Here is a 17,778-nt window from a genome sequence, read left to right on the forward strand (position 1 = left end):
ATCAGGGCGCGTGGAGCGCCCCAGGTGGTGGTCGGTGACCGGCGCAGTTCCCCCTTCCCCGCCACTCGGCCGGCGCTGCGTTGCGCCTCTGCGCGCCGGTTTGAAACCCGCGGCGGTGCGTGGAATTCCAGCACAGTGCCGGATCTCCAACAAGAGCCGCGTGTCGCGGCGGGAGGGGCATGACAACGTGTGCCCGGAGTGTCACCCCACGTAGAAGATGATCACGGAGGAAACGGACCAATGCGTATCAATGATCCGGCATCCCCGTGTGTCCCAGTCGCCATGATCAGGAGCGGAATAGCTGGTTCAGTGGCGGAATGTCCCTTTCCGTGGTGACCGGCGACGGTCCGTAATGCCCGGAATGTATCCCGATTGGTGAGCAAACTCACACCTGAATCGATGTCTTAGCCATGCATTCGAAGGGAATCGCATGTTTAGCCTGACGCTTTACACGCCCTCGCGCCCGCACGGGTGCCCGCTCCGGAACAAGGTCTGATCACCGCGATGAAGACGACGACGCTCCGCACCACGGCCAACCCCCGCCGTTCCACCCTCGTCCACCTCACGGACGCCGCAGAGCTCGGCCGGGGCGCCCAGCCGGAGTACGCGGTCGAGCTGCCCGGCAACACGGCCAACCCGCGCCGCACCGTCCTGATGCAGGCCCCCGCCCCGTACCAGCCCCAGCCGTACGCCACCGCGACGCGCTAGCCCCGGCCCCTTCGCCCCGGTGACATCGCCGGTCGGCCGCCCCTCGCCGCGTTAGCCTGGAGCGTCAGACTCCAGCCAGTACCAAGTGAGGGGCGACAGCACTCGTGCGCATCGCCAGATTCTCCATCGACGGCAATGTGGCCTTCGGCGCCGTCGAGGGCGAGGGAACCGTCGAGTCCGGCGGCCTCGTCCTCGACATCATCAAGGGCATCCCGTACACCGACTTCGAACTCAGCGGCACCAAGGTCCCGCTGAGCAAGGTACGGCTCCTGCCGCCCGTGCTCCCCAACAAGGTCGTGGCCATCGGCCGCAACTACGCCGAGCACGCCGCCGAACTCGGCAACGAGGTCCCCGACGTCCCCGTCGCCTTCTTCAAGCCCACCACCTCGGTGATCGGCCCCGGCGACGCCATCGAGTACCCCTCCTTCTCCAACGAGCTGCACCACGAGGCCGAACTGGCCGTGGTCATCGGCCGCATGTGCCGCGAGGTGCCCCGCGAGCGCGTGAAGGACGTCATCTTCGGCTACACCTGCGCCAATGACGTCACCGCCCGCGACGCCCAGCAGCGCGAGAAGCAGTGGGCCCGCGCCAAGGGCTTCGACACCTCCTGCCCCCTGGGCCCCTGGGTGGAGACCGGCCTGAGCATCGCCGCCGCGAGCGACCTGACCGTCCAGGCCACGGTCAACGGCGAACAGCGCCAGCTGGGTCGCACGAGCGACATGATCCGCTCCATCGAGGACCTGGTCGTCCACATCACCGAGGCCATGACGCTGCTCCCCGGCGACGTCATCCTCACCGGCACCCCCGCCGGGGTCGGCCCCCTCAACGTCGGCGACGAGGTCGCCGTCACCATCGAAGGCATCGGCACTCTCACCAATAAGGTGATCAAGCGTGGCTAACGCGAACATCCGCGTCCGTTTCTGTCCCTCGCCGACCGGCAACCCCCACGTGGGCCTGGTCCGCACCGCCCTCTTCAACTGGGCCTTCGCCCGGCACAACCAGGGCACCATGGTCTTCCGCATCGAGGACACCGACGCGGCGCGCGACTCCGAGGAGTCGTACAACCAGCTGCTCGACTCGCTGCGCTGGCTCGGCCTCGACTGGGACGAGGGCCCCGAGACCGGCGGCCCGCACGCGCCGTACCGCCAGTCGCAGCGGATGGACATCTACAAGGACGTCGCCGACAAGCTGCTCGCCGGCGGTTACGCGTACCACTGCTTCTGCACCGCCGTGGAGCTGGAGGCCCGTCGTGACGCCGCCCGTCTGGCCGGCAAGCCGTCGGGCTACGACGGCACCTGCCGCAACCTGAGCGCCGAGCGCATCGAGCGATACCGCGCCGAGGGCCGTGACTCCATCGTCCGCTTCCGGATGCCCGACGAGCCGATCACCTTCACCGACCTGGTCCGCGGCGAGCTCACCTTCACCCCGGACAACGTCCCGGACTACGGCATCCTCCGCGCCAACGGCGCCCCGCTGTACACCCTGGTCAACCCGGTCGACGACGCCCTGATGGAGATCACCCACGTCCTGCGCGGCGAGGACCTGCTCTCCTCCACCCCGCGCCAGATCGCGCTGTACAAGGCACTGATCGAGCTGGGCGTCGCCAAGGAGATCCCCGCCTTCGGCCACCTGCCGTACGTGATGGGCGAGGGCAACAAGAAGCTCTCCAAGCGCGACCCGCAGGCCTCCCTCAACCTCTACCGGGAGCGCGGCTTCCTCCCCGAGGGCCTGCTGAACTACCTGTCGCTCCTCGGCTGGTCCTTCTCGGCGGACCAGGACATCTTCACCATCGAGCAGATGGTCGAGAAGTTCGACATCGCCGACGTCAACGCCAACCCGGCGCGCTTCGACCTCAAGAAGGCCGAGTCGATCAACGCCGACCACATCCGCATGCTGGACGTGAAGGCCTTCGCCGCGGCCTGCGAGCCCTGGCTCCGCGCCCCGCACGCCCCCTGGGCGCCGGAGGACTTCGACCAGGCTGCCTGGGAGGCCATCGCGCCGCACGCCCAGACCCGCCTGACCGTCCTCTCGGACATCACGGCCAACGTCGACTTCCTCTTCCTGCCCGAGCCGGTCTTCGACCAGCCCTCGTGGGACAAGGCGATGAAGGGCGAGCCCGCGGCCCTGCTCACCACGGCCCGCGAGAAGCTCGACGCGGCCGACTGGAGCGACCCCGAGTCCCTGAAGAACGCCGTCCTGGCCGCCGGCGAGGCCCACGGCCTCAAGCTCGGCAAGGCGCAGGCCCCGGTCCGCGTCGCCGTCACCGGCCGCACGGTCGGCCTGCCGCTCTTCGAGTCCCTGGAGATCCTGGGCAAGGAGAAGACCCTGGCCCGCGTCGACGCGGCCCTGGCGAAGCTCGCCTCCTAGGCGACATCCGTACAAAGAGGAGGGCGGCGGCCGCGGGACGGCCGCCGCCCTCCGGCGTACCCGGAAAACCCCGGCCCGCGTCCGCGCCCGGCGAGTACCGTGGCCCCATGGTCATCCGGGCCGTCCTCTGGGACGTCGACGACACCCTCTTCGACTACACCGCGGCCGACACGGCCGGCATGCGCGGCCACCTCGCGGCCGAGGGGCTGCTCGACGGATTCGGCTCGGTGGAGGCGGCCCTCGACCGGTGGCGGGAGCTCACCACGCTCCACTGGCGCCGCTTCGAGGCCGGCGGGGTCGACTTCCGGGAGCAGCGCAGGGAGCGGGTCCGGGACTTCCTGGGCGCGCCCGGCCTGACCGGCGCCGAGGCCGACGCCTGGTTCGAGCGGTACGTCACGCACTACGAGGCGGCCTGGGAGCTCTTCCCCGACGCCCTGCCGGTCCTCGACCTGCTGGCCCGTGACTACCGTCACGGGATCCTGTCGAACTCCTCCCTCCACAACCAGGAGCGCAAGCTCCGGCTCCTGGGGGTACGGGATCGGTTCGAGGCCGTCCTGTGCGCCGCCGAGCTCGGCGTGGCCAAGCCGGCCCCGGAGGCCTTCCACGCGGCCTGCACCGCCCTTGACCTGCCCCCGTCCGAGGTGGCGTACGTGGGGGACCAGCCGGACATCGACGCCCGGGGCGCCCTGGAGGCGGGGCTGCGGGGGATCTGGCTGGACCGCGCCGGCAGCGGCGGCCGGCCCGAGCTGAAGCGGATCACCGACCTCCACCAGCTCCCCGCGCTGCTCGGCGGGCATACCCGTTTTGGAGCGCAGTCCACCTTCGGGTAATGTTCTTTCTGCGCCGAGGGGAGCAAGCCGAAAGGCAAGAACCCGGAAAGCGCAAGCCGAGCAGGATCCCCCTGGTGGGGGAGGTTGTTCCGGTGGCCTATGGTGTAATTGGCAGCACGACTGATTCTGGTTCAGTTAGTCTTGGTTCGAGTCCAGGTAGGCCAGCTCGCAGAGCTCATCTGCAAACCGTGGATGGCATCCACAAAGCCCCCGTTGTGTAGCGGCCTAGCACGCCGCCCTCTCAAGGCGGTAGCGCCGGTTCGAATCCGGTCGGGGGTACAGATCCTTCCCGCGGGAACACTTGGGTAGCTCCCAGTGATCTCGATGCAGGATCGCTAGGGCCCCCGTTGTGTAGCGGCCTAGCACGCCGCCCTCTCAAGGCGGTAGCGCCGGTTCGAATCCGGTCGGGGGTACCAACTGGTTCATACCACCAGTGGCCTATGGTGTAATTGGCAGCACGACTGATTCTGGTTCAGTTAGTCTTGGTTCGAGTCCAGGTAGGCCAGCGCAGTGAATCCAGGCGATCCGTCGCATGGACGCAAGATCTTGCCCCCGTTGTGTAGCGGCCTAGCACGCCGCCCTCTCAAGGCGGTAGCGCCGGTTCGAATCCGGTCGGGGGTACAAGACGAAGAAGCCCTTCCCTTCGGGGGAGGGCTTCTTCGCTGTTCCCGTCACCCGGCACAAGTCCGGCCCACCGCTGCGGCGTTGGAGCGGTGGGCCGGGAACGTACAGGTGAAGAGAGAAGATCAGCCGTTGCGGCGGAGCGCCTCGGAGAGGCGGGCGGCGGCGTCGATGACGGCCTGGGCGTGCATACGGCCCGGGTGGCGCGTCAGGCGCTCGATGGGACCCGAGACCGAGACGGCCGCCACCACGCGGTTCGAGGGGCCGCGTACGGGCGCGGAGACGGACGCGACGCCCGGCTCCCGCTCACCGATCGACTGGGCCCAGCCGCGGCGCCGCACGCCCGACAGGGCCGTCGCCGTGAAGCGGGCGCCCTGGAGGCCGCGGTGCAGCCGCTCGGGCTCCTCCCAGGCCATCAGGATCTGCGCGGACGAGCCGGCCTTCATGGTCAGCGTCGAGCCGACCGGGACCGTGTCCCGCAGGCCCGAGAGCCGCTCGGCAGCCGCCACGCAGATGCGCATGTCGCCCTGGCGCCGGTAGAGCTGCGCGCTCTCCCCGGTGACATCGCGCAGATGCGTCAGCACCGGGCCCGCGGTCGCGAGCAGGCGGTCCTCGCCGGCCGCGGCGGCGAGCTCCGCCAGGCGCGGTCCGAGGATGAACCGGCCCTGCATGTCACGCGCCACCATCCGGTGGTGTTCCAGTGCCACGGCGAGTCGGTGTGCCGTGGGTCGTGCGAGTCCCGTCGCCGCGACCAGTCCTGCGAGGGTGGCCGGACCGGACTCCAGGGCGCTCAGGACAAGGGCTGCCTTGTCGAGAACGCCTACGCCGCTAGAGTTGTCCATGCAACGATACTCGCGTCTCACTCTGTGAAACGCAAGTTCAATTTTCCGAGGAACCCGTCACTCTGGTGAGGCGGCCGCACAACGGCCCGCGAAACGGGTCTCTAGTTGTGCCGGCGTAGACGTCGGCCGGAGGGAAAGCGATGGGTAGGACACTCGCGGAGAAGGTCTGGGACGACCATGTCGTCCGGCGCGCCGAGGGCGAGCCCGACCTCCTCTTCATCGATCTGCACCTGCTGCACGAGGTGACCAGCCCCCAGGCCTTCGACGGCCTGCGCCAGAACGGCCGGCCGGTGCGGCGCCTCGACCTCACCATCGCCACCGAGGACCACAACACCCCGACCCTCGACATCGACAAGCCGATCGCCGACCCGGTCTCCCGCGCACAGCTGGAGACCCTCCGCAAGAACTGCGCCGATTTCGGCGTCCGGCTGCACCCGCTGGGCGACGTCGAGCAGGGCGTCGTCCACGTCGTGGGACCGCAGCTGGGCCTGACCCAGCCCGGCACCACCGTGGTCTGCGGCGACTCGCACACCTCCACGCACGGCGCCTTCGGCGCGCTGGCGTTCGGCATCGGCACCAGCCAGGTCGAGCACGTGCTCGCCACCCAGACGCTGCCGCTGGCCCGCCCCAAGACCATGGCCATCACGGTCGACGGCGAGCTGCCCGAGGACGTCACCGCCAAGGACCTGATCCTGGCGATCATCGCGAAGATCGGCACCGGCGGCGGCCAGGGCTACATCCTGGAGTACCGCGGCTCCGCCATCGAGAAGCTCTCGATGGAGGCCCGGATGACCATCTGCAACATGTCGATCGAGGCCGGCGCCCGCGCGGGCATGATCGCCCCCGACGAGACCACCTTCGCCTACCTCAAGGGCCGTGCCCACGCGCCCGAGGGCGAGGACTGGGACGCCGCCGTCGCGTACTGGAAGACCCTGAAGTCCGACGAGGACGCGGTCTTCGACGCCGAGGTCGTCATCGACGCGGCCTCGCTGGCGCCGTTCGTGACCTGGGGCACCAACCCCGGCCAGGGTGCGCCGCTTTCGGCGAACGTCCCCGACCCGGCTTCGTACGAAGACGCTTCGGAGCGCCTGGCCGCCGAAAAGGCCCTGGAGTACATGGGGTTGACCGCCGGGCAGCCGCTGCGCGACATCCGGGTCGACACCGTCTTCGTAGGCTCCTGCACCAACGGCCGCATCGAGGACCTGCGCAACGCGGCCTCGCTCCTGGAGGGCCGCAAGGTCGCCGACGGCGTCCGCATGCTGGTCGTCCCCGGCTCGGTCCGGGTCGCCCTGCAGGCCGTCGAGGAGGGCCTGGACAAGGTCTTCAAGGAGGCCGGCGCCGAATGGCGGCACGCGGGCTGCTCGATGTGCCTGGGCATGAACCCCGACCAACTGGCGCCCGGTGAGCGCTCCGCGTCCACCTCCAACCGCAACTTCGAGGGCCGGCAGGGCAAGGGGGGCCGCACGCACCTGGTCTCCCCCCAGGTCGCCGCCGCCACCGCCGTCCTGGGCCATCTGGCCTCCCCGGCCGATCTGTCCGACGTCGCCACCACCGCGGGGGTCTGAGGAACCATGGAAGCTTTCACCACGCACACCGGCCGGGCCGTCCCGCTGCGCCGCAGCAACGTCGACACCGACCAGATCATCCCGGCGCACTGGCTGAAGAAGGTCACCCGCGACGGCTTCGAGGACGGTCTCTTCGAGGCCTGGCGCAAGGACTCCGGGTTCGTCCTCAACCGCCCCGAGCGGCAGGGCGCCACGGTCCTGGTCGCCGGCCCCGACTTCGGCACCGGCTCCTCCCGTGAGCACGCCGTCTGGGCGCTCCAGAACTACGGCTTCCAGGCGGTCATCTCGTCCCGCTTCGCCGACATCTTCCGCGGCAACTCGCTGAAGAACGGGCTGCTGACCGTCGTCCTCCCGCAGGAGACGGTGGACGCCCTCTGGGAGCTGACCGAGGCCGACCCGACCGCCGAGGTCACGGTCGACCTGGTAGCCCGCAAGGTCCTGGCCGCCGGGATCGACGCCGACTTCGAGCTCGACGAGAACGCCCGCTGGCGGCTCCTGAACGGTCTGGACGACATCAGCCTCACCCTTCAGAACGAAGCCGACATCGCGGCGTACGAGGCGGCTCGACCGGCCTTCAAGCCCCGTACAATTACGGCCTGAGCAGCGCTTTTCCAAGACTGCGCCCCCCACCGACCGGTGGGGGGCGCAGTCGCTTGTTGAGACCCTGTCGGGCGACAACTCGCCCTAGATGGCACAATCGGTGCATGGAACGCGACAGCCAACTCGAGCTCTACGAGGCAGTCGCCGCCCGATTGAAGGAAGCGCACACAAGAGTGCGTTCACTGCAAGTCCCGGAGGGCGTAAGGATGGCGCTGTCCCGGAAGCTGCTGGTCGTCACGGCCGCGGCGAAGCACGATCTCAAGGACGCGGCAACGCGTCTCGACCGGTTGATGAAGGACCTCGACGAGGGCCGATTCCCAGAGGACGACTGACACCAGGAACTCCGCAACGGGACTTCCGCGTTGCGGCACTAGGGTGATTAGACCGTTTCGTGTTTGATTTGCGGTATATACATGCCTAACGTGCGAAAAAGCTTGAACACTTTCGTTCTGGCAATGTCTCCGAAGGGGAAGACGTGAACAAGGCGCAGCTCGTAGAAGCGATTGCCGACAAGATGGGCGGTCGTCAGCAGGCCGCCGAAGCCGTCGACCACGTGCTCGACGCCATCGTGCGTGCCGTGGTGGGCGGTGACCGGGTCTCCGTCACGGGTTTCGGCTCGTTCGAGAAGGTCGACCGCCCGGCCCGCTACGCCCGCAACCCGCAGACGGGTGAGCGCGTCCGGGTCAAGAAGACCTCCGTCCCGCGCTTCCGTGCTGGTCAGGGCTTCAAGGACCTGGTCAGCGGCTCCAAGAAGCTCCCCAAGGGTGGCGAGGTCTCCGTCAAGAAGGCCCCCAAGGGCAGCCTCACCGGTGGCGCCTCCGCGACCGTGAAGAAGGCCGCCGCGAAGAAGGCGACCACCGCCAAGAAGGCCGCCGCGAAGAAGGCGACTCCGGCGAAGAAGACCACGACGGCGGCCGCGAAGAAGGCGACCCCGGCGAAGAAGACCGCGACGGGCGCCGCCAAGAAGGCGACCCCGGCGAAGAAGGCGACCACGACCGCGGCGAAGAAGACCGCGAACGGCGCCGCCAAGAAGACCACCACGGCCGCCGCGAAGAAGGCGACCAAGGCCACCGCCAAGAAGACCGCGCCGGCCGCGAAGAAGGCCACGGCGACGAAGGCGCCCGCCAAGAAGACGACGGCGCGCAAGACCACCGCCAAGAAGACCGCCGCCAAGTAGCAGGACGCGCGGTACCGATCCGCCGGGCCGGGCTCCCCTCGGGGAGCCCGGCCCGCGGCGCGTTCACCCGCCGCGAGCGGGCGTCTCAGAAGGTCTGCAGCGTCACCAGGGTGATCCGCAGCCCCGCGCCCGCGGTGCCCGGCTCGGCCTCGATCCGCACCCGCTGCCCCGGCCGCAGCAGCCGCAGCCCGCCCGCCTCGAAGGCCTCCGCCCCGAACTCCACGGGGGTGCCGTCGTCGAGCAGCACACTGCCGCTGCGGGTCTCGGGGTCGTACGTGAACGCGGTCGCCTGCATGGACCGCAGCCTATCCGGCCGCCGTCAGCCACCGGGCGGCCGTCCGCGGACCGAGCCCGAGGGCCTGGGCGGCCGCCAGATCCTCCCCGGTGTCGACGTCCCGGCGTACGGAATCCACCCCGGCGAGCCGGATTTCCACCGCCCCCGAAGACAAATGCCGCAGCCTCGACGCACCCCCGAATGCCGGTTCCAATTCCACCCCCGGAGCCGCCGAGAGGAATGTCGTACCGATTTCGGCGGCGTCCGCGAGAAATGCCCTCGGAGAATTGGCGGCCGCGTCGAGGACCCGGGACAGCTCCGCCGGCCGCAGCGCCGGAAGGTCCGCGTTGAGTGCCGCCACGCGCGCGTGCGGCCGCCCGGCCCGCACGGCCCGCACCCCGTGCGCGAGCGCCGCGTTGAGCCCCGCCGCCGGGGAGTCCGGCACGATCCGCGCACCCAGCGCCGCGAGAGCCGCGCCGGCCGCGGGATCGTCCGTGACGACCGCCACGTCCCGCACGCGCGCGCAGTCCAGGACGGCACCCACGGTGTCCTCGGCGAAGGCCAGCGCGAGCCGCGGGCGCAGCCACGCTCCCGCCGCCGCGGCGAGTCTGCTCTTCGCCAGGGCAAGGGGCTTCAGGGGTACGACCAGGGACCAGCCGTCGTCGGCGTGGGTGTGCGTCGGGGGCAGCGGCGTCATCGGGGCCCATTCTGTCCCGCCCACGCGGTCCACCGGAGGGGCCGGGGCGTACGGTGTCCTCGACAGACCAGGAGCACGGGGCGACACTTGACCCCCTGCCAGCCAGTCCCGGAGAAAGGTGTCCGAGTGCCCCGCCGCAGAATCGGCTTCTGGTACCGCCTCGCGGCGGTCATCGCCAAACCCCCCCTGGTGGTTCTGTTCAAGCGGGACTGGCGCGGTATGGAGCACATTCCGGCCGGCGGCGGTTTCATCACCGCGGTCAACCACAACTCCTACCTGGACCCGCTGTCCTACGCGCACTACCAGTACAACACCGGTCGCGTCCCGCGCTTCCTCGCCAAGGCCGGCCTCTTCAAGGGCGGCTTCGTCGCCACCATGCTCCGCAACACCGGGCAGATCCCCGTCTACCGCGAGACGACCAACGCCCTCGACGCCTTCCGCGCCGCCGTCGCCGCCATCGAGCGCGGCGAGTGCGTCGCCTTCTACCCGGAGGGCACCCTCACCCGCGACCCCGCGATGTGGCCCATGGCCGGGAAGACCGGCGCCGCCCGCGTCGCGCTGCTCACCCGGGCCCCCGTCATCCCGGTGGCCCAGTGGGGCGCGAACCTCGCGATGCCGCCGTACGCCAAGGAGAACAAGCTCCGCCTGTTCCCCCGCAAGACGCTGACCGTGCAGGCGGGCCCGCCCGTCGACCTCTCCCGCTTCTACGGCCTGGAGCCGACGCCCGAGGTGCTCCGCGAGGCCACCGAGGTCATCATGGCCGCCATCACCGCCCTCCTGGAGGAGATCCGCGGCGAGAAGGCGCCCGCCGAACCCTACGACCACCGCAGGGCCCGCCTGGAGCAGCGGCGCAAGGCGGCCGGGGAGGGCGCGAAGTGAAGAGGGCAGCCGTCTTCGGAAACGGATCCTGGGGCACCGCCTTCGCCATGGTGCTCGCCGACGCGGGCTGCGAGGTGAGCCTCTGGGGCCGCCGCGCCGAACTCGCCAAGGAGATCAACACCAGCCGGGTCAACCCCGACTACCTGCCGGGCGTCGAACTCCCGGACGGGATCACGGCCACCGCGGACCCCGCCGAGGCCGCCGCGGACGCCGACTTCACCGTCCTCGTCGTCCCCTCCCAGACCCTGCGCGGCAACCTCGCCGCCTGGAAGCCGCTGCTCGCCCCCGGCACCGTCCTCGTCTCCCTGATGAAGGGCGTCGAGCTCGGCACCGCCAAGCGGATGAGCGAGGTCATCACCGAGGTCGCCGACGTGCCCGCCGACCGCGTGGCCGTCCTCACCGGCCCCAACCTCGCCAAGGAGATCGCCGCACGGCAGCCCGCCGCCGCCGTCGTCGCCTGCTCCGACGAGACGGTCGCCCAGCGGCTCCAGACCGCCTGCATGACCCCGTACTTCCGCCCGTACACCAACACCGACGTGGTGGGCTGCGAGCTCGGCGGCGCCGTGAAGAACGTCATCGGCCTCGCCGTCGGCATCGCCAACGGCATGGGCCTCGGCGACAACTCCAAGGCCACGCTCATCACCCGCGGCCTCGCCGAGACCACCCGCCTCGGCCTCGCCATGGGCGCCGACCCGCTCACCTTCTCCGGCCTCGCGGGCCTCGGCGACCTCGTCGCGACCTGCTCCTCGCCGCTCTCCCGGAACAACACCTTCGGCACCAACCTCGGCCGCGGGATGACCCTTCAGGAGACCATCGCGGCCACCAAGCAGACCGCCGAGGGCGTCAAGTCCTGCGAGTCCGTGCTCGATCTGGGCCGCCGCCACGGCGTCGACATGCCCATCACCGAGACCGTCGTCTCCATCGTCCACGACGGCAAGCCGCCGATCGTCGCGCTCAAGGAGCTGATGTCGCGCTCGGCCAAGCCCGAGCGCCGCTGAGCGGGGCCTTTTGACCCGTACGCGCGCGGCGGCAGCGGGGCGCTCAGGAGTTCGGGAGCCGCAAGGTACGCTCATCGCGATATGAGCGAGAACACCCAGAGCCCCCGCAAGCCGCGCGTGGCCGTCGTCTTCGGCGGACGCAGCTCCGAGCACGCCATCTCCGTCGTCACGGCGGGCGCCGTCCTGAGCGCCATCGACCGGGACAAGTACGACGTGCTGCCCATCGGCATCACGACGGACGGGCGCTGGGCGCTCACCGCCGACGCCCCCGAGCGCATGGCCATCGCCGACCGCGCCCTGCCGAACGTCGCCGACCTGGCCGAGTCCGAGGAGGGCGGCGTCGTCCTCTCCGTCGACCCGGCCAACCGCGAGGTCGTCCTCACCGAGCCCGGTGCCGTGCCCCGGGCCCTCGGCGAGGTGGACGTCGTCTTCCCGATGCTCCACGGCCCGTACGGCGAGGACGGCACCCTCCAGGGCCTCCTGGAGCTCTCCGGCGTCCCCTACGTCGGCGCGGGCGTCCTCGCCTCCGCCGTCGGCCAGGACAAGGAGTACATGAAGCGGGTCTTCGTCTCCTTCGGCCTCCCGGTCGGCCCCTACGAGGTCATCCGGCCGCGCGAGTGGGAGCAGAACCCCGCCGCCGCCCGCAAGAAGATCGTCGAGTTCGCCGCCGACCACGGCTGGCCGCTCTTCGTGAAGCCGGCCCGCGGCGGCTCCTCCATGGGCATCACCAAGGTCGACGACCTCTCCGGCCTGGACGAGGCCATCGAGGAGGCCCGCCGCCACGACCCCAAGATCCTCGTCGAGTCGCTGCTGCGCGGCCGTGAGATCGAGTGCGGCGTCCTGGAGTTCGAGGACGGCCCGCGCGCCAGCGTCCCGGCCGAGATCCCGCCGGTCACCGACCACGACTTCTACGACTTCGAGGCCAAGTACATCGACTCGGCCTCCGGCATCGTGCCCGCCCCCATCGGGGACGAGGCCACCGCCGAGGTCCAGCGCCTCGCCGTCGCCGCGTACGAGGCGGTGTCCTGCGAGGGCCTGGTCCGCGCCGACTTCTTCCTCACCGAGGACGGCGACTTCGTCATCAACGAGGTCAACACCATGCCCGGCTTCACACCCATCTCCATGTACCCGCGCATGTGGCAGGAGAGCGGCGTGAGCTACCCCGAGCTCGTCGACCGGCTCATCCAGGCCGCGCTGACCCGCTCCACGGGCCTGCGCTAGCCGAGCCGAGACCGGGGGCGCCGGGGTGCGGTCACTCGCACTCCGGCTCCAGGGCGCACGGAACGGCCCGCTCCACGGGGCTCGCGAGATCCGCGAGCGGGCCGGCGTCGTGCGCGAACCGCGCGTCCAGCGTCACCTCGACGTACGTCTTCCGGTACACCGAGGTGAAACGGGGCCCGTCGCCCTCGCGCTGCTCCAGCATCCAGCGGACGCCGTTCGCGGAGATGCCCTGCGCCTGGGGATCGCTCATCTTTTCGGGCCGGGGGACTCCGCAGCGCAGTACGATCGCACCGTCACCCCACCCGGCGGTCAACTCGGAGCCGGGCTCCGGGTCACTCCGCGCGAGCCCCGCCACGGTGCCGGGAAGCTCCTTCGCCAGGGCCTGGCAGAGGGCGGCTTCCTCGGCCGGCGGACTCGGGACCACGACGGACGCCGCGGCGCCCGGCGAGGAACAGCCGGCGGCGGCCGACAGCAGGACGGCGGCCGCGACGGCGGCGGGCAGGCCGAAGGGCCGGTGGGAAGACGTCACCGGCCAAGCGTAGACGGGGGCTACAGATGAACGACCGGGCAGGTGAGGGTGCGCGTGATGCCGTCCACTTGCTGGACCTTGGCGACCACCATGCGGCCCAGCTCGTCGACGGTGTCCGCCTGCGCGCGCACGATCACGTCGTACGGACCGGTCACGTCTTCGGCCTGGATGACCCCCGGGATCTTGGAGATGGTGTCGGCGACGGTCGACGCCTTGCCCACCTCGGTCTGGATGAGGATGTACGCCTGAACCACGGAACCTCCAGGGCGACCACGAGGATCTTGTGGGAGAAAGGGACGCCACGGTACCGCGTCGCCGCGGGCCACGGGGAGACCCCCGCGTCCGGAGGCGCTCGGGTTGTGGCGTACGCAGGACAGAAGTCGACGGTCAACTTGACGGTACCCAGCACGGTGACGGCCCGCGACCCGCGGCGCGCACAGGCGCGCCCCCGCCCGCCGGCCGGCACGAAGACACGAGGTGAGACGCGGTGAAGGGCACAGTCGGAGAGCTGGGCGAGTTCGGGCTCATCAGAGAGCTCACGTCCCGGCTCACCTCCACCCCGGCGGTACGGATCGGGCCCGGCGACGACGCCGCGGTCGTCTCCGCCCCCGACCGGCGCGTGGTGGCCAGCACGGACATCCTCCTCGAAGGACGTCACTTCCGCCGCGACTGGTCGACGGCGTACGACGTCGGCCGCAAGGCCGCCGCGCAGAACCTCGCCGACATCGCCGCCATGGGCGCGGTCCCCACGGCGCTCCTCCTCGGCCTCGTCGTCCCCGCCGAACTCCCCGTCACCTGGCCCACGGAACTCATGGACGGCCTGCGCGACGAATGTCAGGTCGCGGGCGCGGCCGTGGTCGGCGGCGACGTCGTCCGCGGCGACACGATCATGGTCTCCATCACCGCCCTCGGCGACCTCCGCAACCACGACCCGGTCACCCGGGGCGGCGCCCAGCCCGGCGACGTCGTCGCCTACACCGGCTGGCTCGGCTGGTCCGCCGCCGGATACGCGGTCCTGTCCCGCGGCTTCCGCTCCCCGCGCGCCTTCGTCGAGGCCCACCGCAGGCCCGAGCCGCCGTACCACGCGGGCCCGGCAGCCGCCGGTCTCGGCGCCACCGCCATGTGCGACGTCAGCGACGGCCTCATCGCCGACCTCGGGCACATCGCGGAGGCCAGCAAGGTCCGCATCGACCTGCGCTCGGGCCTCATCGACATCCCGACCCAGATGCACGACATCGGCCAGGCCGTCGGCGTCGACCCCATGCAGTGGGTGCTCACCGGGGGAGAGGACCACGCCATCGTGGCCACCTTCCCGCCGGACGTGAAGCTCCCCGCCCGCTGGAAGGTCATCGGCGAGGTCCTCCACCCCTCGGCGCTGCCGCAGGTCACGGTGGACGGCGCGCCCTGGCACAGCGTGGGCGGCTGGGACCACTTCGGAGAGACCGAGTGAATCCGCCTCTCGTCCTCGCCGTCGCCGGATCGGACTCCGGCGGCGGCGCCGGCATCCAGGCCGACCTGAAGACGATGCTCGCGCTCGGCGTCCACGGCATGAGCGTGCTCACCGCCGTCACCGCCCAGAACTCGCGGGGCGTCCAGGGCGTCTGGGAGCTCCCCACGGAGGCCGTGCGCGCCCAGTACCGGGCCGTCGTCGACGACATCGGCGTCCAGGCCGTGAAGACCGGCATGCTCGCCTCCGCCGCGCTCGTGGAGACCGTCGCCGAACTCCTCGCGGACACCGGCGCCCCCGTCGTCGTCGACCCGGTCGGCGTCTCCAAGCACGGCGATCCCCTGCTCGCGGAGACGGCGCTCGACTCCGTACGCCGACGGCTGCTGCCCCGGGCGACCGTCGCCACCCCGAACCTGGACGAGGTGACACAGCTCACGGGCGTGCACGTCGTCCACGAGAGCGACATGCGGGTCGCGGCCGAGGCGGTCCTGTCGTACGGGCCGCGCTGGGTCCTGATCAAGGGCGGGCACCTGTCCACCGGCCGGGAGGCCGTGGACCTGCTCACGGACGGCGCCGAGGAGCACTGGCTGCGCGCCCCGCGCCACGACAACCGGCACACCCACGGCACGGGCTGCACGCTCGCCTCGGCGATCGCGTCCGGGCTCGCCAAGGGCCTGGCGGTACCGGAGGCGGTACGGCAGGCGAAGGAGTACGTGACGGGGGCCATCGCCGCCGGATTCGCCCTGGGCTCGGGCATCGGCCCGGTCGACCACGGCTGGCGGACGCGCTGAGCGCCCGTCGTCGGTTCAACCGTTTCCGGGCATGGCAAAAGGCCGGTTCACCGAGGTGAACCGGCCTCTCAAGGCAACCGCAGGGGCTGCGCTACGACAGAACGTCGCAATTAGCGCGAGACCTTGCCGGCCTTGATGCACGAGGTGCAGACGTTGAGCCGCTTCGGCGTCCGACCGACCACGGCACGCACGCGCTGGATGTTCGGGTTCCAGCGACGGGACGTACGGCGGTGCGAGTGCGAAATGTTGTTGCCGAAGCCCGGCCCCTTGCCGCAGACGTCGCAGTTGGCAGCCACGGGTCACTCCAAAAGCTTCAGGATTTACAGTGAATTCCGGCGCACCGGAATCAGGAGTCTGAAGTGGCTTGCCGGGGGACGGCCCGGTGTGAACCGGGCAACCGAAGCAGCATACAACGCCTGCATCGGTGGAACGAAACTACCACGATCCGCTCGGACCCCGTCCCGGCCCCTGGTCACGGGCGGGACACGCCGGGTCTACCCTGCGGTGAGCTCACCGCCCAAGGAGGACCCCCGTTGTCGCGAGCCCTTCAGCCTGACGAGGAGCTCGTCGAGCTCGACGCCGAAGCGGTCCGGACCTGGTGCGCACGGGCCCTCGACGCCCTCGGACGGGAGCGCGAGGAGATCGACGCGATCAACGTCTACCCCGTCGCGGACGGGGACACCGGCACCAACCTGTACCTGACGGCCGAGGCCGCCCACCAGGCCGTCGAAGCCGTCTTCGCCTCCTCCGCGCCCGACACCGCCGAGACCGTACGGGCCATGGCCCACGGGGCCCTGCTCGGCGCCCGGGGCAACTCCGGCACCATCCTCGCCCAGCTCCTGCGCGGCATGGCCGGCGTCCTCGCCGAAGGACGTGACGGTGCTCACCTCGCCCGCGCCCTCGTCGAGGCCGCCGCCGCCGCACGGCAGGCCGTCGCCCGCCCCGTGGAGGGCACCGTCCTCACCGTGGCCTCGGCGGCCGCCGAGGCCTGCGCGGGCGGCGGGGCGCTCCTGGAGGTGGCCGCACGGGCCCACGAAGGCGCCAGGACGGCCTTGGCGGCGACCCCCGGCCAACTGGACGTGCTCGGCAGGGCCGGGGTCGTGGACGCCGGCGGACGGGGCCTCGTCGCCGTCCTCGGGGCGCTCGTGGAGACCGTGAGCGGCCGGGCGCCCGACGCCCCGGAGACCACGGCGAGGGCGGCACGCGTCCTCGGGGACGTCCGGACCGTACCGGCCGACGGCGACCGGTCCTGCGAGGGCGAGGCCGGACCCGCCTACGAGGTGATCTACCTCCTGGAGGCCGACGACGCCGCCGTAGGCCTGCTGAAGGCACGGCTCGACGCCCTCGGCGACTCGCTCGTCGTAGTCGGCGGCGACGGGCTGTGGAACGTACACGTCCACGTCGACGACGCGGGCGCCGCCGTCGAGGCCGGTGTCGAGGCCGGCCGCCCCCACCGCATCCGCATCACCCACTTCGCGGCCGAGGCCCCGGCCGCCACCGGCCGCGGGGAACTCACCCAGCGCGCGGTCGTCGCCGTCGTCCCCGGCGAGGGACTCGCCGGACTCTGCGCCGAGGCCGGCGCGACCACCGTCCGCAGCAGGCCCGGCGAACCGCCCGCCGGGGACAAACTCGTCGAGGCGATCCGGCGGGCGCACGCGCGCGAGGTCGTCCTCCTGCCCAACGACACCGACCTGCGCCAGACCGCGGCCGCCGCCGCCGAACGCGCCAGGGCCGAGGGCATCCGCGTCGCCCTCATCCCGACCCGGGCCGCCGTCCAGGGCATCGCCGCCCTCGCCGTCCACGAACCCGGCCGGCGCTTCGACGAGGACGTCGTCGCCATGACGGCCGCCGCCGGCGCCACCCGCTACGCCGAACTCGCCGTCGCCGAGCACAGGTCCTTCACCTCCGCCGGCGTCTGCCAGGCCGGCGACATCCTCGGCCTCATCGAGGGCGACGTCGCCGTCATCGGCAAGGACCTCACCGAGACCGCCCGCACCGTCCTCGACCGCATGCTCTCGGCGGGCGGCGAACTCGTCACCCTCGTCGTCGCCGACGACACCCCGCCCGGACTCGCCCCCGACCTCGAACAGCACGTCCGGCGCGGCTACCTGGCCGTCGACACCACCACGTACCACGCGGGCGCGGGGGCCCCGCCGCTGCTCATCGGGGTGGAATAGGCCCCGCGCCCGGCCGTTGTCCACAGCCCTCGGCGCGTCTGTCGGTCCCGTGGTC

The 17,778-nt window shown here is 71.2% G+C and carries 20 protein-coding genes and 5 tRNA genes; 19 read left to right on the forward strand and 6 right to left on the reverse strand.

Annotation, left to right across the window (positions count from 1 at the left end):
* Positions 1-504 precede the first annotated feature (504 nt).
* The 9 genes from ACZ51I_RS17720 (at position 505) to ACZ51I_RS17760 (ending at position 4,526) form a co-directional block, all read left to right on the forward strand.
* Positions 505-708, forward strand: a complete 204-nt coding sequence (locus ACZ51I_RS17720; RefSeq protein WP_468876572.1) for a hypothetical protein — start codon at positions 505-507, stop codon at positions 706-708.
* Between the two features lie 104 nt (positions 709-812).
* On the forward strand, positions 813-1,607 hold the full coding sequence (locus tag ACZ51I_RS17725) for a fumarylacetoacetate hydrolase family protein (protein ID WP_468876573.1): 795 nt from the start codon (positions 813-815) through the stop codon (positions 1,605-1,607).
* Positions 1,600-3,075: a glutamate--tRNA ligase gene (gene gltX, locus ACZ51I_RS17730; RefSeq protein ID WP_468876575.1), complete on the forward strand. Its 1,476-nt coding sequence runs from the start codon at positions 1,600-1,602 to the stop codon at positions 3,073-3,075. Before ACZ51I_RS17725 ends, gltX begins: the two co-directional genes overlap by 8 nt.
* A gap of 107 nt (positions 3,076-3,182) precedes the next feature.
* Positions 3,183-3,905 carry an HAD family hydrolase gene (locus ACZ51I_RS17735; RefSeq protein ID WP_468876577.1) on the forward strand — a complete coding sequence of 241 codons (723 nt, stop codon included), beginning with the start codon at positions 3,183-3,185 and terminating at the stop codon, positions 3,903-3,905.
* A 93-nt stretch (positions 3,906-3,998) separates the two neighbouring features.
* Positions 3,999-4,070 (forward strand) — tRNA-Gln (locus ACZ51I_RS17740).
* Positions 4,071-4,111: 41 nt separating this feature from the next.
* Positions 4,112-4,184 (forward strand) — tRNA-Glu (locus tag ACZ51I_RS17745).
* A gap of 61 nt (positions 4,185-4,245) precedes the next feature.
* Positions 4,246-4,321: transfer RNA gene (locus ACZ51I_RS17750), tRNA-Glu, on the forward strand.
* Positions 4,322-4,339: 18 nt separating this feature from the next.
* Positions 4,340-4,411 (forward strand) — tRNA-Gln (locus ACZ51I_RS17755).
* A 42-nt stretch (positions 4,412-4,453) separates the two neighbouring features.
* Positions 4,454-4,526 (forward strand) — tRNA-Glu (locus ACZ51I_RS17760).
* 125 nt (positions 4,527-4,651) lie between these two features.
* On the opposite strand, the gene ndgR is transcribed toward ACZ51I_RS17760, so the two are convergent.
* The gene (gene ndgR, locus ACZ51I_RS17765; protein WP_005311436.1) at positions 4,652-5,368 is read right to left on the reverse strand and encodes an IclR family transcriptional regulator NdgR; all 717 of its coding nucleotides are present in this window, start codon (positions 5,366-5,368) and stop codon (positions 4,652-4,654) included.
* A gap of 140 nt (positions 5,369-5,508) precedes the next feature.
* On the opposite strand from ndgR, the gene leuC reads away from it, so the two are divergent.
* The 4 genes from leuC to ACZ51I_RS17785 all read left to right on the forward strand — a co-directional run bounded on the left by leuC (position 5,509) and on the right by ACZ51I_RS17785 (position 8,710).
* Positions 5,509-6,933: a 3-isopropylmalate dehydratase large subunit gene (leuC, locus tag ACZ51I_RS17770; RefSeq protein ID WP_468876579.1), complete on the forward strand. Its 1,425-nt coding sequence runs from the start codon at positions 5,509-5,511 to the stop codon at positions 6,931-6,933.
* Between the two features lie 6 nt (positions 6,934-6,939).
* On the forward strand, positions 6,940-7,533 hold the full coding sequence (gene leuD / locus ACZ51I_RS17775; protein ID WP_468876581.1) for a 3-isopropylmalate dehydratase small subunit: 594 nt from the start codon (positions 6,940-6,942) through the stop codon (positions 7,531-7,533).
* Positions 7,534-7,637: 104 nt separating this feature from the next.
* Positions 7,638-7,865 (forward strand): SCO5555 family protein, encoded by a 228-nt coding sequence (locus ACZ51I_RS17780; RefSeq protein WP_015036430.1) that lies wholly within the window; start codon positions 7,638-7,640, stop codon positions 7,863-7,865.
* A 143-nt stretch (positions 7,866-8,008) separates the two neighbouring features.
* Positions 8,009-8,710: an HU family DNA-binding protein gene (locus tag ACZ51I_RS17785; RefSeq protein WP_468876583.1), complete on the forward strand. Its 702-nt coding sequence runs from the start codon at positions 8,009-8,011 to the stop codon at positions 8,708-8,710.
* An 85-nt stretch (positions 8,711-8,795) separates the two neighbouring features.
* On the opposite strand, the gene ACZ51I_RS17790 is transcribed toward ACZ51I_RS17785, so the two are convergent.
* Positions 8,796-9,005: a hypothetical protein gene (locus ACZ51I_RS17790; protein ID WP_468876585.1), complete on the reverse strand. Its 210-nt coding sequence runs from the start codon at positions 9,003-9,005 to the stop codon at positions 8,796-8,798.
* Between the two features lie 10 nt (positions 9,006-9,015).
* Positions 9,016-9,681 (reverse strand): 2-phospho-L-lactate guanylyltransferase, encoded by a 666-nt coding sequence (gene cofC, locus ACZ51I_RS17795; protein WP_468876587.1) that lies wholly within the window; start codon positions 9,679-9,681, stop codon positions 9,016-9,018.
* Positions 9,682-9,807: 126 nt separating this feature from the next.
* Between cofC and ACZ51I_RS17800 the strand changes: the two genes are divergently transcribed.
* From ACZ51I_RS17800 to ACZ51I_RS17810, 3 genes are all read left to right on the forward strand, one after another.
* Positions 9,808-10,560: a lysophospholipid acyltransferase family protein gene (locus tag ACZ51I_RS17800; protein WP_468876589.1), complete on the forward strand. Its 753-nt coding sequence runs from the start codon at positions 9,808-9,810 to the stop codon at positions 10,558-10,560.
* The gene (locus ACZ51I_RS17805; RefSeq protein ID WP_468876591.1) at positions 10,557-11,558 is read left to right on the forward strand and encodes an NAD(P)H-dependent glycerol-3-phosphate dehydrogenase; all 1,002 of its coding nucleotides are present in this window, start codon (positions 10,557-10,559) and stop codon (positions 11,556-11,558) included. The genes ACZ51I_RS17800 and ACZ51I_RS17805 overlap by 4 nt, the downstream gene beginning before the upstream one ends.
* Positions 11,559-11,639: 81 nt before the next feature.
* Positions 11,640-12,779: a D-alanine--D-alanine ligase family protein gene (locus ACZ51I_RS17810; protein ID WP_468876593.1), complete on the forward strand. Its 1,140-nt coding sequence runs from the start codon at positions 11,640-11,642 to the stop codon at positions 12,777-12,779.
* Between the two features lie 31 nt (positions 12,780-12,810).
* Here ACZ51I_RS17810 and ACZ51I_RS17815 read toward each other — a convergent pair whose 3' ends face one another.
* Together ACZ51I_RS17815 and ACZ51I_RS17820 are read right to left on the reverse strand one after the other, a co-directional pair.
* Positions 12,811-13,308, reverse strand: a complete 498-nt coding sequence (locus ACZ51I_RS17815) for a DUF3515 domain-containing protein (RefSeq protein WP_468876594.1) — start codon at positions 13,306-13,308, stop codon at positions 12,811-12,813.
* A gap of 20 nt (positions 13,309-13,328) precedes the next feature.
* Positions 13,329-13,562 carry an Lrp/AsnC family transcriptional regulator gene (locus ACZ51I_RS17820; protein WP_017947604.1) on the reverse strand — a complete coding sequence of 78 codons (234 nt, stop codon included), beginning with the start codon at positions 13,560-13,562 and terminating at the stop codon, positions 13,329-13,331.
* A gap of 233 nt (positions 13,563-13,795) precedes the next feature.
* Here ACZ51I_RS17820 and ACZ51I_RS17825 point away from each other — a divergent pair, with 233 nt between their 5' ends.
* Positions 13,796-14,758, forward strand: coding sequence for a thiamine-phosphate kinase (locus tag ACZ51I_RS17825; RefSeq protein WP_468876595.1), 963 nt, complete (start codon positions 13,796-13,798; stop codon positions 14,756-14,758).
* Positions 14,755-15,546 carry a bifunctional hydroxymethylpyrimidine kinase/phosphomethylpyrimidine kinase gene (thiD, locus tag ACZ51I_RS17830; protein WP_468876597.1) on the forward strand — a complete coding sequence of 264 codons (792 nt, stop codon included), beginning with the start codon at positions 14,755-14,757 and terminating at the stop codon, positions 15,544-15,546. The genes ACZ51I_RS17825 and thiD overlap by 4 nt, the downstream gene beginning before the upstream one ends.
* A 110-nt stretch (positions 15,547-15,656) precedes the next feature.
* Here the strand turns inward: thiD and rpmB are convergent, their stop codons facing one another.
* Positions 15,657-15,842, reverse strand: a complete 186-nt coding sequence (gene rpmB, locus ACZ51I_RS17835) for a 50S ribosomal protein L28 (RefSeq protein WP_003957616.1) — start codon at positions 15,840-15,842, stop codon at positions 15,657-15,659.
* Positions 15,843-16,079: 237 nt separating this feature from the next.
* Here rpmB and ACZ51I_RS17840 point away from each other — a divergent pair, with 237 nt between their 5' ends.
* Positions 16,080-17,723, forward strand: a complete 1,644-nt coding sequence (locus tag ACZ51I_RS17840) for a DAK2 domain-containing protein (protein ID WP_468876599.1) — start codon at positions 16,080-16,082, stop codon at positions 17,721-17,723.
* Positions 17,724-17,778: the final 55 nt, after the last annotated feature.

This window comes from Streptomyces sp. NPDC034084, assembly GCF_055575535.1.